The organism is Streptomyces sp. JL2001, from assembly GCF_050917515.1.
Classification (GTDB): Bacteria; Actinomycetota; Actinomycetes; order Streptomycetales; family Streptomycetaceae; genus Streptomyces.
This window is the reverse complement of record NZ_CP169421.1, coordinates 3,622,167-3,638,460: the sequence shown is the minus strand read 5'-3', so window position 1 is coordinate 3,638,460 and position 16,294 is coordinate 3,622,167. Positions and strand designations below refer to the sequence as shown.

Annotated in this window: 14 protein-coding genes; 2 read left to right on the top strand and 12 right to left on the bottom strand. The window is 72.6% G+C overall.

Going from position 1 to position 16,294, the window contains the following annotated elements:
- Positions 1 to 85 precede the first annotated feature (85 nt).
- The 8 genes from pstS to mshD form a co-directional block, all read right to left on the bottom strand.
- Entirely contained in the window at positions 86 to 1,222 is a 1,137-nt protein-coding gene (pstS, locus tag ACE1OA_RS16115; protein ID WP_356607253.1) for a phosphate ABC transporter substrate-binding protein PstS, read from the bottom strand.
- Between the two features lie 397 nt (positions 1,223 to 1,619).
- Positions 1,620 to 2,027 (bottom strand): NUDIX hydrolase, encoded by a 408-nt coding sequence (locus tag ACE1OA_RS16110; protein WP_356607251.1) that lies wholly within the window; start codon positions 2,025 to 2,027, stop codon positions 1,620 to 1,622.
- Positions 2,024 to 3,013: a CHAD domain-containing protein gene (locus tag ACE1OA_RS16105; protein WP_356607249.1), complete on the bottom strand. Its 990-nt coding sequence runs from the start codon at positions 3,011 to 3,013 to the stop codon at positions 2,024 to 2,026. The genes ACE1OA_RS16110 and ACE1OA_RS16105 overlap by 4 nt, the downstream gene beginning before the upstream one ends.
- On the bottom strand, positions 3,000 to 5,273 hold the full coding sequence (locus tag ACE1OA_RS16100; protein WP_356607247.1) for an RNA degradosome polyphosphate kinase: 2,274 nt from the start codon (positions 5,271 to 5,273) through the stop codon (positions 3,000 to 3,002). Before ACE1OA_RS16100 ends, ACE1OA_RS16105 begins: the two co-directional genes overlap by 14 nt.
- 303 nt (positions 5,274 to 5,576) lie before the next feature.
- Positions 5,577 to 6,524, bottom strand: a complete 948-nt coding sequence (locus tag ACE1OA_RS16095; protein ID WP_386542809.1) for an ABC transporter permease — start codon at positions 6,522 to 6,524, stop codon at positions 5,577 to 5,579.
- Entirely contained in the window at positions 6,521 to 7,381 is an 861-nt protein-coding gene (locus tag ACE1OA_RS16090) for an ABC transporter ATP-binding protein (RefSeq protein ID WP_356607243.1), read from the bottom strand. Before ACE1OA_RS16090 ends, ACE1OA_RS16095 begins: the two co-directional genes overlap by 4 nt.
- Positions 7,378 to 7,761 (bottom strand): GntR family transcriptional regulator, encoded by a 384-nt coding sequence (locus ACE1OA_RS16085; RefSeq protein ID WP_356607241.1) that lies wholly within the window; start codon positions 7,759 to 7,761, stop codon positions 7,378 to 7,380. The genes ACE1OA_RS16090 and ACE1OA_RS16085 overlap by 4 nt, the downstream gene beginning before the upstream one ends.
- Before the next feature lie 115 nt (positions 7,762 to 7,876).
- The gene (mshD, locus tag ACE1OA_RS16080) at positions 7,877 to 8,803 is read right to left on the bottom strand and encodes a mycothiol synthase (RefSeq protein ID WP_356607239.1); all 927 of its coding nucleotides are present in this window, start codon (positions 8,801 to 8,803) and stop codon (positions 7,877 to 7,879) included.
- 145 nt (positions 8,804 to 8,948) lie between these two features.
- Between mshD and ACE1OA_RS16075 the strand changes: the two genes are divergently transcribed.
- Both ACE1OA_RS16075 and ACE1OA_RS16070 read left to right on the top strand, forming a co-directional pair.
- Positions 8,949 to 10,760, top strand: a complete 1,812-nt coding sequence (locus ACE1OA_RS16075; RefSeq protein ID WP_384870238.1) for a bifunctional metallophosphatase/5'-nucleotidase — start codon at positions 8,949 to 8,951, stop codon at positions 10,758 to 10,760.
- Positions 10,761 to 10,903: 143 nt separating this feature from the next.
- Entirely contained in the window at positions 10,904 to 11,770 is an 867-nt protein-coding gene (locus ACE1OA_RS16070) for a phosphatidylinositol-specific phospholipase C (protein WP_356607235.1), read from the top strand.
- Between the two features lie 65 nt (positions 11,771 to 11,835).
- On the opposite strand, the gene ACE1OA_RS16065 is transcribed toward ACE1OA_RS16070, so the two are convergent.
- From ACE1OA_RS16065 to ACE1OA_RS16050, 4 genes are all read right to left on the bottom strand, one after another.
- Complete coding sequence (locus ACE1OA_RS16065; RefSeq protein ID WP_384870240.1) at positions 11,836 to 13,251, bottom strand: sensor histidine kinase; 1,416 nt, start codon at positions 13,249 to 13,251, stop codon at positions 11,836 to 11,838.
- Positions 13,248 to 13,961, bottom strand: a complete 714-nt coding sequence (locus ACE1OA_RS16060) for a response regulator transcription factor (RefSeq protein WP_432752949.1) — start codon at positions 13,959 to 13,961, stop codon at positions 13,248 to 13,250. The genes ACE1OA_RS16065 and ACE1OA_RS16060 overlap by 4 nt, the downstream gene beginning before the upstream one ends.
- Positions 13,962 to 14,032: 71 nt before the next feature.
- The gene (locus ACE1OA_RS16055; RefSeq protein ID WP_432752948.1) at positions 14,033 to 15,100 is read right to left on the bottom strand and encodes a S1C family serine protease; all 1,068 of its coding nucleotides are present in this window, start codon (positions 15,098 to 15,100) and stop codon (positions 14,033 to 14,035) included.
- A gap of 153 nt (positions 15,101 to 15,253) precedes the next feature.
- Entirely contained in the window at positions 15,254 to 16,276 is a 1,023-nt protein-coding gene (locus ACE1OA_RS16050) for a LacI family DNA-binding transcriptional regulator (protein WP_356607227.1), read from the bottom strand.
- Positions 16,277 to 16,294 lie beyond the last annotated feature (18 nt).

Here is a 16,294-nt window from a genome sequence, read left to right as displayed (position 1 = left end):
CGGACGTACCGGCACCTGGCGGCGGTGCACCGGATGCCGGGGCCGGCCCGTCGGTGGCGCGTGACGGGCCGGACCCGGCCGGGGATCAGGACAGGGTGGGGACGATCGTGCGGACCTTGGCCGCGATCTCGGCCGGGAGCGGGGCGTAGCCGGCGTCGGAGAGGACCTTCTGGCCCTCCTCGCTGGCGGTGTAGTTGAGGAAGGCCTTCAGGGTCGCCAGGGTCTCGGCCTTGTTGCCCTTGTCGCAGGCGATCTCGTAGGTGACGAGGATCAGCGGGTAGGCGCCGTCGGCCTTGGTGGCGTAGTCCAGGGACAGGGCCAGGTCGCTGCCGGTGCCCTTGACCTTGGCGGCGGCGATGGCCTTGGAGGCGTTCTCCGTGGTGGCCTCGACCGGGGCGGCGGCACCGGTGTTGACCTTGACCGTGGAGATCTTGTTGGCGGCGGCGTAGGAGAGCTCGAAGTAGCCGATGGAGCCCTCGGCGTCCTTGACCGCGGTGGCGACACCTGAGGAGCCGTTGGCGGCCTGGCCACCGGGGGCCGGCCACGACTTCGACTTCGGGTCGTACTTCCAGTCGGCGGCGGCGGCGGTCGAGAGGTACTTGCCCAGGTTCTGGGTGGTGCCCGACTCGTCGGAGCGGTGGAAGGCCTGGATGGTGGTGTCGGGCAGCTTGACGCCCGGGTTGAGCTTGGCGATCGCCTCGTCGTTCCACTTCGTGATCTTCGTGTCGAAGATCTTGGCGATCGTGGAGGCGTCGAGGACGAGGTTGTCCACGCCGTTCAGCTTGTAGCCGATGGCGATGGGGCCGCCGACCATGGGCAGGTTGACGCCCTTGCCGCCCTTGCAGATCTTCTGCGACTCGGCGACCTCTTCGTCCTTAAGGGCGGAGTCGGAGCCGGCGAGGGCGACCTGGCCCTGGTTGAACTTGGTGATGCCGCCGCCGGAGCCGATGGCCTGGTAGTTGACCTCGACGCCGGAGCAGGCCGCCTGGAAGTTCTTGACCCACAGGTCCATGGCGTTCTTCTGCGCGCTGGAACCGGCGGCGAGCAGCTGACCCTTGGCACCTTCGCACTTGATGTTCGAGGCGGCGGCGGAGGTCTTGTCGCCGTTCGGGGTGGTGCCGCTGTTGTTGTCCGAACCACACGCCGTGAGGACCAGGGCGCCGGAGACGGCGAGGGCACCGATCGCGGTGGCGCGAAGCCCGTTCTTGCGCGAAAGCTTCACTTTCGGGTGTTCCTTCCAGAAGCCGCCTGCCGCGGACCTTGATGTCCTGAACGTTGTACGGCGGCGCGTGTCGGGGTTGTGGTGCGTTGCCGTGCCTGTGCACCTTGTACGGCCGAAATTAGGCAGATCAGGTGAAGCGGCCGACGGGGGAGAGTGAACGGAAAGTGAACCGTGCCGGAAGGCCGGGTGCGACACGGCGGGGCGTGCGGCGGGGGCGCGGTCAGGGGCGGTGCGGAGGCCGCGCATGCCCGGGGCGCGGGGGACGCGCGGGCCGGGCGCGCGTGCTGCCGACGGGAGGGGCGCGGGAGGCAGGGGGCCCCGGCGGGAGGGCGCGCGGTGGGCGTGGGGTGTCCCGGCGGGAGGTGGGGGAGGGCGCGGGTGCCCCGCGCCGGGGCCGTCAGGGCAGGGCCGTGGTGTCCAGGAGGGCGTCGAGCAGTTCGCGGTCCCGCGGCTGGGTGAGGCGGCCGCGGGCCTGTGCGGGGGCGAGCCACAGCAGCCGGTCGACCTCGTCGCTGGGGACGAAGGTGCCGCCGACGGCCTCGGCCGACCAGTAGGAGACCTCCTTCGGCCGGCCGTTCGCGAGGTAGCGGCTCGTCGGGAGGCGGGCACCCAGGACGCACTCCTGGCCCGTCTCCTCCCGGACCTCGCGCACCGCGCACGCGCGCAGGGTCTCGTCGTGCTTCAGCTTGCCCTTGGGCAGCGACCAGTCGTCGTACTTCGGCCGGTGGACCAGGGCGATCTCGATGCCCGGGCCCCGGTCCTCCGGGGCCCGGCGCCACAGGACGCAGCCGGCCGCGAGGATCACGGGACCGCCGCCGTCGCCCTCTGCCAGGCGCGCTGGAAGGCGAAGCGGGCCGCCTCGACCTCGTGGCGCTGGTCGGCGTGCAGGACACCCAGGGCGTACGCGGTCGCCGGGGCGATCCGCGGGGTGCGGGCCGCGGTGGCCGCCGCGGACGCCGCCTCGGAGGCGTCGCGGTGCCGGTCCAGGGCGCGTCCGGCCTCGTAGAGCGAGGGGTCGGGCGCGGTGCCGCGGTGGAGGACCTCGGAGGCGTAGCGGTGGAGCCGGAGCAGCACCCGGGTCTGGTGCCAGGGGGCGTCCTGGGCCTCGCCGGCCGCCAGGGCGAGCGCGTCGGCGTTGTACGGGTGGGCCGCCCGGGCCAGCGGTAGGCCGGCCACGGAGTCCAGGAGCCGGCGCTCGACGGTCTCGGCGGGCGGGTCGAGGACCTCGACGGCGGGGGCGGAACCGGCGGGGCCCAGCGGCACCTCGGAAGCGAGCAGGGCGACCGTGTCCGCGAGGGCGTGGAAGCGGGAGGAGCCGAGGGACTGGAGCGCGGCCGAGTGGGCGCGGGTGCGGGCCAGGGTCAGCTGGCGCTCCAGGAGGGCGCCCGCCCGGGCCGCGCCCACGGTGAGGCCGGCCCGGTCGGTGCCCCGGGCGGCGGGCACCGGCCCGCCGCCGTTCGACAGGCGGGACAGTGCGTCCACCAGCCGGACCAGCCGGGAGGTGCAGGCGTGCTCCAGGGCGAGCGTCCCGGAGAGCCAGGTCAGCTCGGTGCGGAGCTGGTCCGCCCAGGCGGTGTCGAGCAGCGGCCGGAAGGTGTGCAGGGTCCCGCCGATGCGGCGCGCGGCGCCTCTCAGGGCCCGGGCCGCCTCCTCGGAGCCGGCCGTGTCGGCGCCGCTCTCCGCGTGCAGGCGCAGGCCGCGGAGGAAGTCGCCGGCCCGGGCCCGCAGGTAGGGGGTGAGGACGTCGCCCGCCGTCGTTCCGGCGGGGACGTCGTGGTCAGGGTTGTGCACGCCGGCGCCTCCGCGCGTCGATGAGCATCTCCTGGACGTGCCGCAGCGGCTGGCCCTCCGGGTCGGTCGCGTGACGCGTCCAGTTCCCGTCCGGGCCCAGGTGCCAGGAGGAGGTGGTGTCGGACATCCCGGTCTCCAGGAGCCGGGTCAGGGCCGCCCGGTGGGCCGGGTCGGAGACCCGGACGAGGGCCTCGATCCGCCGGTCCAGGTTGCGGTGCATCATGTCGGCGCTGCCGAGCCAGACCTCGGGCTCGCCGCCGTTGCCGAAGGCGAAGACCCGGGAGTGCTCCAGGAAGCGGCCGAGGACGGAGCGGACCCGGATGTTCTCGGAGAGGCCGGCGACCCCGGGCCGTACCGCGCAGATGCCGCGGACCCAGATGTCGACCGGGACGCCGGCCTGCGCGGCGCGGTAGCAGGCGTCGATGACGGCTTCGTCGACCATCGAGTTGACCTTGATCCGGACGTAGGCGGGGCGCCCGGCGCGGTGGTGGGCGACCTCCTTGTTGATCCGGGCGACCAGGCCGTCCCGCAGGGACTTGGGGGCGGTGAGGAGGCGGCGGTAGGTCTCGCGCCGGGAGTAGCCGGAGAGCCGGTTGAACAGGTCGGAGAGGTCGGCGCCGACCTGCGGGTCGGCGGTGAGCAGGCCGAGGTCCTCGTAGAGCCGGGCGGTCTTGGGGTGGTAGTTGCCGGTGCCGACGTGGGAGTAGCGGCGCAGCAGCTCGCCCTCCTGGCGGACGACGAGGGAGAGCTTGCAGTGCGTCTTGAGTCCGACGAGGCCGTAGACGACGTGGCAGCCGGCCTCCTCCAGCTTGCGGGCCCACTTGATGTTGGCCTGCTCGTCGAAGCGGGCCTTGATCTCGACCAGGACGAGGACCTGCTTGCCCGCCTCGGCGGCGTCGATGAGCGCGTCGACGATCGGGGACTTGCCGGAGGTCCGGTAGAGCGTCTGCTTGATGGCGAGGACGTCCGGGTCGGCGGCGGCCTGCTCCAGGAACGCCTGGACGGAGGTGGAGAAGGAGTCGTAAGGGTGGTGCAGCAGCACGTCCCGCTCGCGCAGCGCCATGAAGATGTCGGGCGCGGACGCCGACTCGACCTCGGCGAGGTCCCGGTGGGTGCCGGCGATGAACTTCGGGTACTTCAGCTCGGGCCGGTCCAGGCCCGCGATCCCGAAGAGTCCGGTGAGGTCGAGCGGGCCGGGCAGCGGATAGACCTCGGCGTCGGAGATCTTCAGCTCGCGGACGAGGAGGTCGAGCACGTACGGGTCGATGGACTCCTCGACCTCCAGGCGGACCGGCGGGCCGAAGCGGCGGCGCAGGAGTTCCTTCTCCAGGGCTTGGAGCAGGTTCTCGGCGTCGTCCTCCTCGACCTCCAGGTCCTCGTTCCGGGTGACCCGGAACATGTGGTGGGCCAGCACCTCCATGCCGGGGAAGAGCTCCTCCAGGTGGGCGGCGATGACGTCCTCCAGCGGGACGTAGCGCTCCGGGGAGGCCTCCAGGAAGCGGGTGAGGAGCGGCGGCACCTTGACGCGGGCGAAGTGGCGGTGGCCGCTGACCGGGTTGCGGACGACGACGGCGAGGTTGAGCGAGAGCCCGGAGATGTACGGGAACGGGTGCGCGGGGTCGACGGCCAGCGGGGTGAGGACCGGGAAGATCTGCTGGCGGAACAGGGTGAAGAGGCGCGCCTGTTCCTTCTCGGTGAGCTCGGGCCAGCGGATGAGGTGGATGCCCTCGTCGGCGAGGGCCGGGGCGACGTCCTGCTGGTAGCAGGCGGCGTGCCGGGCCATGAGCTCGCGCGAGCGGGTCCAGATCAGGTCGAGCACCTCGCGGGGCTGCAGGCCGGAGGCGGAGCGGGTGGCGACGCCGGTGGCGATGCGGCGCTTGAGGCCGGCGACGCGGACCATGAAGAACTCGTCGAGGTTCGACGCGAAGATCGCCAGGAAGTTCGCTCGTTCGAGCAGCGGCGTGGTGGGGTCCTCGGCGAGTTCGAGAACGCGTTCGTTGAACGCGAGCCAACTGCGTTCGCGGTCGAGGAACCGTCCCTGGGGAAGCTCGCCGGCGGAGTCGTCGTCCTCGTACGCGTCGAGGTCGGAGTCCAGGTCGGGTTCGAGGTCCGACACGGGGCCCGCGTTGACCGTGTGGGGGCGGTGCGCGGCTATGGAACCGATGGACGGCTGCGGGGACGTTCGGCCGTTCTGCGCGGAGGGCGAGGCGGGCGACGTGGCGGAGGACTGGACCGGTACCTCGGCGGGCTGCTGGCTCATGGCCCTATTCTTCCGCGCGAAAGGGCGGTCGGGCGCGTCGGAGCGGGCCGTGGTGGAGGGAAGCCTCCCTTTGGGGAGGGCCTTGCGGGGCGCGGGCACGGCGGGCTTCATTGCGTGAGCGTCGCAAGCGCGTCTGAATGCCCGGTAACGAGGACGTGTCGTGCGGGAATCGGGGGCCGATCGGGGGCGGGGCCGCTGAGGGCCCCGCCCCCCGGTCGCAGGGGCCCCGCACCCCCGTGTCGGGGCCCCTCGTTCCGGTGGCGCGGCCCGGGGGTCGTCCTCCAGGACGCCCCCTGACGCCCCCTACGGAAGCCGGGCGCGCAGGAGGCGGAAGGCGGCGAGGAGGGCGAGGGCGGCCAGGGCGAGGAGGATGCCGGTCTCGATCAGCTGGGTGGGCCAGAAGTGGGACTCGGGGTGGTAGTCCACGTACTGGCCGACGACGTCCGTCGGTGCTCCGCACGTCTCCGGGGACGCCCCGTCGACGCAGCTCCATCCCTCGACGCGTTCCCCGTCGCGGTTGAGCATGCCCAGGTCCGTCATGATCCCGTTGTCGGGGACGTCGATCGGGGCCCCGCCCCGCCTGACCGGCCCCGTCACCGTCTCGACGGCGACGAAGCTCCAGCGGAGGCTGCCGAGGACGAACATGACCAGGCCCATGACGAGGCCGGTGGCGGCCATCGCGAGGACGGTGCGGCGGATCAGCTGGCCGACGAGGGTGCCGACGGCGACGGCGGCGAGGACGTAGGCGACGAGCACGATGCCGGTGGCCTCGTACGGTCCGCGGTCGCCCCAGGAGAGCTGGTAGCTGCCGGCGACCCGGGTCCAGCCGATCCGGTAGACGCCCAGGAGGACGACGGTGATCGCGAGGGCGGCGCCGCCGGCGGTGAGGAGCTTGGCGCGCAGCCAGGCCGTCGGGGTGACCGACTGGGTGAGGCCGAGGCGGTACGTGCCGGACTCGAACTCGCGGGCGACGAGGGGGCCGGCCACGAAGGCGCCAGCGAGGAGCGGCAGGAGGATCAGGCCGGTGCCCGCGTACTCCATGGCCAGGCGCAGCATCTCGTAGCCGCGGCTCTCGTCGGCCGGGGCCCAGGTGCCGTCCTGGAGCCGCCGGTCGGGGATCTGCCCGGACCAGATCCGCAGCCCGCCGATCACGGCGAGGGAGAGGGCGGCGAGGGCGCCGGCGGTCCACAGGGTGCGCCGGTACTGGCGGACCGTCACCCAGTAGGTGCCCTTGAGGGCGAGCGTGCTCACGCGAGGATGCCTTCCTGCTGCGGGGCCTGGGGCCCGGTGGCGCGGAGATGGGCGAGGAGCAGGTCCTCCAGGGAGGGCCGTGTGACCTCCCAGGGGCCTTCGACGGGGCCCTCGTGGCGGATCAGGGCGGTGAGCTGGCGGCCCGTCGTGCGGGTGTCGATCACCGTGTGCGGTGCGAGGTCGCCGACGGGGCCGGTGAGCAGGGTGTGCGCCGCGAGCAGGTCGTCGACGTCGCCGTCGAGGCGGATCCGGCCGTCGGCGAGCAGCAGGAGGTGGTCGCAGGAGCCCTCGAGCTCGGTGAGGATGTGCGAGGACATGACGACGGTGGTGCCGTGCTCGGCCGCGTCGGCCATGAGGAGGCCCATCAGCTGGTGCCGGGCGAGCGGGTCGAGGTCGGCCATCGGCTCGTCGAGCAGGAGCAGTTCGGGGCGCTTGCCGAGGGCGAGCGCGAGGGCGACGCGGGTGCGCTGACCGCCCGAGAGGTCGTTCACGACGGTGCGGGGATCGAGTTCGTCCGCGACGACCCGCCGGGCCGCGGCGTCGTTCCAGCGGCCGGGGTTGAGCTCGCGGCCCATCCGCAGGGTGTCGGCGACGGTGAGGCGGGGGTGGAGCGGCTTGTCCTGGGCGACGTACGCCAGCCGTTCGCGGGCCGGTCCGTGGAGCTTGCCCTCGGTGGGGCGGAGGAGGCCGGCGGCGAGGGTGAGGAGGGTGGACTTGCCGGCGCCGTTGGGGCCGACCAGGGCGCAGATCCGGCCCGTGGGGAGGGCGAAGTCGCACTTCCGCAGGGCCCAGCGGCGGGCCCGCCCTCCGTACCGTATGCCGAGGCCCTCCGCCCTCAGCGCGGTGTCCTCTGTCATGCGTCCCCCTCGAAGAATTCGTTCAGTACGGATGTGAACAGCGCGGCCACGTCGTCCCGGTCGACGCCTTCGGCGCGGGCCCGGCGCGCCCAGTCGGCGAGCTCGGCGCGCAGGGGCGAGTCCGCCGGGGTGGCCCCGAGCGTGGTGCGGACGAAGGTGCCCAGTCCGCGGCGGGCTTCGACGAGGCCTTCGCGTTCGAGTTCGCGGTAGGCCTTGAGGACCGTGTTCGGGTTGATGGCCGTCGCCTCGACGACCTCGCGTGCGGTGGGCAGCCGGTCGCCGGGTTCCAGCAGGCCCATGCGCAGGGCCTGTTTCGTCTGCTGGACGATCTGGAGGTAGGTGGCGACTCCGCTGCGCCGGTCGATCCGGTACTCGAGCACGTTCCTTCCACCACCCTTTCACTAATCAAGTAGTGAAAGGGTGGTGGAAGAGAGGGGGCGGTGTCAACCGCCCCCTGCTCGGAAGGACTTCGCGCGCCGGTCTGCGGCCCGGCTGTCAGGACTCCGTGCGGTACATCAGGTCCACCTCGTGCGTGGTGAACCCCAGCCGCTCGTACACCGTCACGGCGGCGGTGTTGTCCGCGTCCACGTACAGCATCGCCGTCGGCAGCGTCTGCGCCGCCAGGTGCCGCAGCCCGATCGCGGTGAGCGCCTTGCCGAGGCCGCCGCCCTGGGCGTCCGGCAGGATGCCGACCACGTAGACCTCGCCGAGCTGCTCCTCGGCGTGCACCTTCGTCCAGTGGAAGCCGATCAGGCGCCCCTCCTTCTCCGCGAGGAAGAAGCCCTTCGGGTCGAACCAGGGCTCGGCCATGCGGTCGTCCAGATCGCGCTGGGTCAGCGAGCCCTGCTCGGGGTGGTGGGCGAAGGCCGCCGCGTTGACGGCGAGCCAGGCGGCGTCGTCCTGCCCGGGGACGAAGGTGCGGACGGTGACGCCCTCGGGCAGCACCGGCTCCGGGATGTCGAGCGGGGCCAAGGGCCGCCGCAGCTGACGCAGTTCCCGGAACAGGGTGAGGCCGAGGACCTGCGCGAGATGCCGGGCCGCCGACTTCCCGCCGTGCGCCCACACCCGCAGCCGCTTGCCCGAGGCGGCGAGCAGGGCCGAGCCGAGCGCCCGCCCGTGCCCGCGGCCGCGGTGCGAGGGGTGCACGACCAGCTCGGCGGCCGGCGCCTCCACCGGGTCGGTGTCCTCCAGTTGGGCGTAGCCGTAGAGCTGGTGGCCGACGGTGAGGAGGAAGTGGCGGATGCCCTCGCGCCGTCCGTGGCGCAGGTACAGCCGGCCCTGCTCGGACACGGCGTGCATGCCGTCGGCGCGGTCGGCGGACGCCAGCAGGTCGAGGACGTCCTGGACCTGCTCGGGGGAGAGCTCGTCGAGGGTGTGGATCTGGCGTCCGGGTTCGAGGGCCGGGGCCGCGTCAGAAGTCATGGGTACGAGCCTACGGCGGCGGTGCGCCAAGCCGCGGGAAAGGCGACGGCAACCCTCTTGTAACCCGTTACCCCCTGTTGCGCTACGCGCGTTGACTCTAGGCTGCGCGGGCAGAGCAGGTAGTCGTATGGGGACAAGGGGAAAGATGTCAGCGACACCGAGGAAGAACAGGGCGGGGCGGCGGATCCTCGTCGCCGGTGCGGGACTTGCCACCGTCGGCGCGCTCGTCGCCGCGATGCCGGCCGGTGCGGCGCAGTCGGCGCAGGGCCACGGCGGGCACGGCTGGGGCCGGACGGTCGACGTCCAGCTCCTCTCCTTCAACGACCTGCACGGCAACCTGGAGGCGCCGGCCGGTTCCTCCGGCCAGGTCACGCGGGTCAAGGAGGACGGCACCACCGAGAAGATCGACGCTGGCGGCGTCGAGTACCTGGCCACCCACCTGCGCCAGGCGCGCGAGGGGAACCGTTACTCCGTCACGGCCGCGGCCGGTGACCTGATCGGCGCCTCCCCGCTGCTCTCCGGGCTCTTCCACGACGAGCCGACGATCAACGCGCTGAACAAGCTGGACCTCGACGTCACCTCGGTCGGCAACCACGAGTTCGACGAGGGCGCCCAGGAGCTCGCCCGCATGCAGAACGGCGGCTGTCACCCGACGGCCGGCTGTTTCGTGCCGGGCGAGAAGTTCGAGGGCGCCGACTTCCCGTACCTCGCCGCGAACGTGACGAAGGAGAAGACGGGCAAGCCGCTGCTCGACCCGTACTTCATCTGGGAGAAGGACGGCGTCCGGATCGGCTTCATCGGCGTGACCCTGGAGGGCACCCCGAACATCGTCACCGCCGAGGGCGTCAAGGGCCTGAAGTTCGGCGACGAGGTCGAGACGATCAACAAGTACACGAAGGTCCTGGAGCGGCGGGGCGTCAAGTCCATCGTCGCCCTGGTCCACGAGGGCGGGGCCCCGGCGTCCTCCTCGTACAACTACGACTGCGACAGCCCCGGCCCGGGCGACGGCATCTCCGGCCCGATCACCGAGATCGCCAAGAACGTGAACCCGCAGGTCGACGCGCTGGTCACGGGCCACACGCACCAGGCGTACGTGTGCACCATCCCGGACCCGGCCGGCAAGCCGCGCCTGGTCACCTCGGCGTCCTCGTACGGCAAGCTGTACACGGACACCACGCTCACCTACGACCGCCGCACCCGGGACATCGTCCGCGCGTCGGTCGACTCGGCCAACCACGTCGTGACGCGTGACGTCCCGAAGGCCGCCGACATGACGAAGCTGATCGAGGACTGGCGCACGCTGGCCGCCCCGATCGCGAACCGGCCGCAGGGCTACATCGCCGCCGACATCAACGGCCGCGGCTCGGCGGCCTACGAGAAGCCGCTCGGCGACGTGATCGCCGACGCGCAGCTGGAGGGCCTGGCCCCGGCGGACAAGGGCGGCGCGCAGCTGGCCCTGATGAACCCGGGCGGCATCCGCTCGGACCTGGTCTACAAGGCGTCCGGCGCCGAGGGCGACGGCGTCGTGACCTACGGCGAGTCGTTCACCGTGCAGCCGTTCACCAACATGATGAACGTCGTCGACCTGTCCGGCGCGAACCTGCTGGCCGCGCTGAAGCAGCAGGTCAGCGGTTCCAACGCGGCCTCGATCAAGATCCTCCAGGTCTCGAAGGGGCTCACCTACACGCTGGACCTGACCAAGACGGGCGCGGACCGCGTCGTCGACGGCTCGGTCAAGCTGAACGGTGAGGCGATCGACCCGGCGAAGACCTACCGCGTCGCGATGAACGAGTTCCTGGCGGGCGGCGGCGACGGCTTCCCGGCCCTCGCGGCGGGCACGAACAAGCTGGTCGGCGCGTCCGACCTGGACCTGTTCAACGCCTACCTGGCGGCCCACTCCTCGCCGACGTCCCCGCTTGCGGTGCCGGCGTCGGACCGGATCACGGTCGTGCAGTAAGCCTTCGGGCCCTCCGGGAGGGGGCGGTGTCCGCTGCGGCGGGCACCGCCCCCTTCCGCGTGTCCGGGCCCGGCGGCGGCCGGCCCACCCCGGGCGTCCCACACTCTGGGATTCTTGACGCGTCCCCGACATAATCCCGTGCCATGGACCGACGAAGCTTTCTCGCGGGAGCCGCGGCGACCACCGCCACCGTTCTCATCGGGGCCCCGCCCGCGCACGCGCGGACCCGGGTGCTCACGACGCAGGACTGGATGGCCGGCCACGGCGACCCCACCCCGCTCCAGAAGCTCACCATCCCCGGCACCCACGACTCCGGTGCCCGATACGGCGGGCCGTGGGTCGCCTGCCAGAACACCTCCATCGCCGATCAGTTGAACAGCGGCATCCGCTTCCTGGACGTCCGCTGCCGGGTCACCGGCGGCTCGTTCGCCATCCACCACGCCGCGTACTACCAGAACCTGATGTTCGGCGACGTCCTGGTCGCCTGCCGCGACTTCCTCGCCGCCCACCCCTCCGAGACCGTCCTCATGCGGGTCAAGCAGGAGTACTCCGAGGACTCCGACGCCACCTTCCGCGCCGTCTTCGACGACTACCTGGACAACCGCGGCTGGCGCTCCCTGTTCCGGATCGGGGCCGGCCTGCCCACCCTGGGCGAGTCCCGCGGCCGGGTCGTCCTGCTCGCCGACAACGGCGGGCTGCCCGGCGTCCGGTACGGCGACGGCGCGCTCTTCGACATCCAGGACGACTACATGGCCGAGCCGTTCGCCAAGTACCCCAAGATCCAGGCCCACTTCCGCAAGGCGGCCACACAGCCCGGCAAGCTGTACGTCAACTACGTCTCCACGGCCGCCCTGCTCCCGCCCCGCTGGAACTCCGACCGTCTCAACCCGCAGGTCCACGGCTTCGTCGACAGCGCGGAGGGCGCCGGCTGGAAGGGGCTCGGCATCGTCCCGATGGACTTCCCGAACACCCGCCCGGGGCTGGTGGAGTCCCTCATCAGGCACAACTGACCCCGCACCACCGCCCCGGCACGTCTCGGCCGGTACGGCCGCAGGGCCGTACCGGCCGTACCGGCTCAGTCCTCCGTGAAGGACCGGCCCTCCGGCGGCGGCGTCGGTGCGCCGGGCAGCCGGAGCACCGCGACCGTGCCGCCGCCCTCGGCCGCCCTGAGTTCCGCCGAACCGCCCGCCTGCTGGACCGTGCGGGCCACGATCGACAGGCCCAGCCCCGAACCCGGCAGGCTGCGGGCCGAGGGGGAGCGCCAGAAGCGGTCGAAGACGTGCGGCAGCTCCTCCGGCGGGACTCCCGGCCCGTGGTCGCGGACCGTCAGTTCGCCGCGCATCAGGGTCACCTCGACCGTGCCCCGCGGCGGCGAGAACTTCACCGCGTTGTCCAGGACGTTCACCAGGGCCCGCTCCAGCGCGGCCGGCTCGGCCCGGACGTACCAGGGCGCGAGGTCGACGACGAACGTCAGCTCCGGCCCCCGCAGCCGCGCCCGGGTCAGGGCCGAGCGCAGGATGCCGTGCAGCGGCACCACCTCCAGCGGCCCGGGCGCCGCCGCGTCCGGGCGGGCCAGCTCCTGGAGGTCGCCGATGAGCGCGGCCAGCTCCGTCATCTGCGCCTTCACCGAGGCCATCAGGGCACGGCGGTCGTCGGGCGGCAGCGCGCGGCCCGTCTGCTCGCTGCGCGCCAGGAGCTCGATGTTGGTGCGCAGCGAGGTCAGCGGGGTGCGCAGCTCGTGGCCCGCGTCCGCGATCAGCTGCGCCTGGCGGTCCCGCGAGGACGCCAGCGCCGCCGTCATCGCGTTGAAGGAGCGGGACAGCCGGGCGATCTCGTCCTCGCCCTCGACCGGGATGCGCACGGTCAGGTCCTCGGTGGCCGCCACGTGCTCGACGGCCCCGGTCAGCCGGTCCACCGGCTTCAGCCCGGCCCGCGCGACCCACAGGCCGGCCGCGCCCGCTCCGACGACGCCGATGCCGGAGACCAGCAGCAGGACCCAGCCGAGCGTGGACATCGAGTTGTCGATCTCGGAGAGCGGACGGGCGACCGAGACGGCCACCGTCCGGTCGCTCACGGGGTAGGTGTACACCCGCATCTGCGAGCCGTCCTCGGCCGTCGTCGTGTGCAGCGCGTAGGGCTCCTGCCGCTCCACCACCGCGATGTCCTCGGGGGTCGCCGGGATCCTGGAGGTGCCGAGCGAGCACACCACGCCGTCCGCGGACACGATCTGCCGCGTGTCCGAGCCGTACGGCGGGTACCCCGGCGGCTTCCCCGCCTTCGGGCCGCAGGAGTTGAGCAGTTCACGGGCCTGCTGGTCGGTGAACTGCGTGCGGCGCAGCGCCGCGTCCAGCTCGCCCTCCAGCTGCGCCCGCGTCACGAGCCAGCACGCCAGGGAGACCGCCGCCACGGCCACGGCCACCGCCGTCGCCGTCAGCAGCGCCAGCCTCGACCGCAGGGGTCTCGACCGGAACCAGGCGAGCGGACTCCTCATTCCGGGCCTCCGCCGCGCAGCACGTACCCCACGCCCCGCACCGTGTGCACCAGGCGCGGCTCGCCGCCCGCCTCGGTCTTGCGGCGCAGGTACATCACGTAGACGTCCAGCGAGTTCGAGCTGGGTTCGAAGTCGAAGCCCCAGACCGCCTTCAGGATCTGCTCCCGCGTCAGGACCTGCCGGGGGTGGGCCAGGAACATCTCCAGGAGGGTGAACTCCGTCCGCGTCAGCTCGACGGGACGTCCGGCCCGGGTCACCTCGCGGGTCGCCAGGTCCATCCGCAGGTCGCCGAAGGCCAGCACGTCGCCCGCGGGCGCCTCGCCGGTCGTTGCCGCGTACGAGCTGCGGCGCAGCAGGGCCCTGATCCGGGCGAACAGCTCGTCCAGCTCGAAGGGCTTCACCAGGTAGTCGTCCGCGCCCGCGTCGAGGCCGGTCACCCGGTCGCCGACGGTGTCGCGGGCGGTCAGCATCAGGATCGGCACGGTCGAGCCGGACGACCGGATGCGGCGGGCCGCGGTCAGGCCGTCCATCCGGGGCATCTGCACATCGAGGACGACGAGGTCGGGGGCGTACGACTGCAGCGCGGCGAGGGCGTCCAGGCCGTCGACGGCGACCTCGGTCCCGTAGCCCTCGAACGCCAGGCTGCGTCGCAGCGCCTCCCGGACCGCGGGCTCGTCGTCGACGATGAGGATGCGCTCGCCTTCAGTCATGGCCCCAGCGTCCCACGGGTCGCTCGGGCCGTACGGATCGCTCCGCACGGCGGGGTCGTGCGGGTCGCCGTTCAGTTGGCGCCGCCCGAGCGGAGCTGTTCCAGATCGGCCTTGACGGTGTCGACGGGGATGGCGAATCCGAGGCCGATGCTGCCGGCCGAAGAACCGTTCGAGGAGCTCGGCGAATACATCGCCGAATTGATTCCGATGATCTCCCCGTTCAAATTGATCAGCGCGCCGCCGGAATTCCCCGGGTTGAGCGAGGCGTCGGTCTGGAGCGCCTTGTAGGTGGTCTTCGACGAGCCGGTGTCGCCGTTGAACTCCTGGCCGCCGAACTCGAAGGGCCAGCCCTGCCGGGGGTCGTACTGCGGCTGCTGCCGGTCCTGGCCGTCGTCCTTGGCGACGGTGACGTCGCGGTCGAGGGCAGAGACGATGCCGCTGGTGACGGTGCCGGTCAGGCCCTCGGGGGAGCCGATCGCGACGACCTCGTCGCCGACCTTCACCCTGCTCGAGTCGCCGAGGGTGGCCGCCTTCAGTCCGGACGCGCCCCGGAGCTTGATCAGTGCCAGGTCCTTGTCGGGGTCGGTGCCGACGACCGCGGCGTCGTAGGAGGTGCCGTCCGACAGCTGGACCTTGATCGAGTCGGCGCCGGAGATGACGTGGTTGTTGGTGACGATCTCGCCGTCGCCGGTGATGATCACGCCGGATCCGGTGGACTTGCCGGACGTCGAGCTCGCGGAGATCTCCACGATGGAGGGCGAGACGGCCGCGGCGACCCCGGCGACGGTGCCCCGGCTGCTCGCGGAGACGTTCGTGCCGTTGACGCCGCCGGACGCGTTCGCGGTGCCGTCGGCGGTGAGCTGCTGGACGAGGGTGGCGGTGCCGCCACCGACCGCGGCCGCGGCGATCGCCACGGCCACGAGCAGTCCGACACCCCGCTTGGCGCGGCGGCGCGGCTCGGGGGCGGCGTGCGCGGGGCCGGCGGCGGTGGGGGCGACCGGCGGCGGGACGTACCCGCCGACGGGCCAGATCGTCGTGCCCGGCTCGGTGTCGAGGGGCTCCGCCGGGTCGTACGGGTGCCTCGGGGGCTGCGGCGGGTAGTACGGCTGCTGCTGCGGCTGGTGAGGGTAGTCCGTCATGGCAACGACTCTGCGGGCGGTTCATGAGAGCTTCCTGAGGAGGTCCTGAGAAGCCCGGCAGAACCCTGTATGCCCGAAATAAAGACCGGTGGTGGGACGGGCCCGCCGTGATCGCCCGTCCGCGGCCGCGGACGGGGCGTCGCCGGACGGGACCTACGCGCAGCCGCAGCTGCGGCGGAGGATCAGGGCCGAGGGGAACTGCTTGACCCGCTCGCGCCGCGATCCCGTCACCCGCAGCGAGTCGTCCAGGACCAGATCGACCGCCGCCCGGGCCATCGCCGGGCGGTCGGACGAGATGGTCGTCAGCGGCGGGTCCGTCAGCGCCGCTTCCTTCACGTCGTCGAAGCCGGCCACGGCCAGTTCGCCCGGCACGTCGATCCGCAGCTCGCGGGCGGCCCGCAGCACGCCGAAGGCCTGGTCGTCGGTGGAGCAGAAGATGGCCGGCGGCCGGTTCGGGCCGGAGAGGATGTCCAGCGCGATCCGGTAGGCGTCGTAGCGGTTGTACGGGGCCTCGAAGAGCCGGCCCTCGACCGAGCGCCCGGACTCCACCATCGCGCGCCGCCAGCCCTCGACGTGGTCGGCGACCGGGTCGCCGACGGCCGGGGTGTTGGGGACGCCGCCGAGACAGGCCACGTACGGGTGGCCGTGCTCCAGGAGGTGCCGGGTGGCGAGCTGCGCGCCGCCGATGTCGTCCGTGACGACGGCGACGTCGTCGAGCGCCTCGGGCCGCTCGTGCAGCAGCACCACGCGGGCGTCCCAGGCCTCGATCTCGCTCGCGGCGCGCTCGCTCATGCCCTGGCTGACGAGGATCAGTCCGGAGACCCGCATCCCGAGGAAGGCGCGGAGGTAGTGGATCTCGCGCTCGTCGCGGTAGTCCGAGTTCCCGACGAGGACCATCTTCCCGCGCTCGGCGGCGGCCTGTTCGACCGCGTGCGCCATCTCGGCGAAGAACGGCTGCCGAGCGTCCGGGACGATCATGCCTATGAGGTCGGTGCGCCGCGAGGCCATCGCCTGGGCCACCCGGTCCGGACGGTAGCCCAGCTCCTTGATGGCGGCGAGGACACGCTCGCGCGTGGCCGGGGCGACCGGCCGGGGTCCGTTGTTGATGACGTAACTCACGACGGCGGTCGAAGTACCCGCAAGTCTCGCTACGTCATCCCGCGTCACCTTGGCCACGCGCGGCAGTCTACGCGG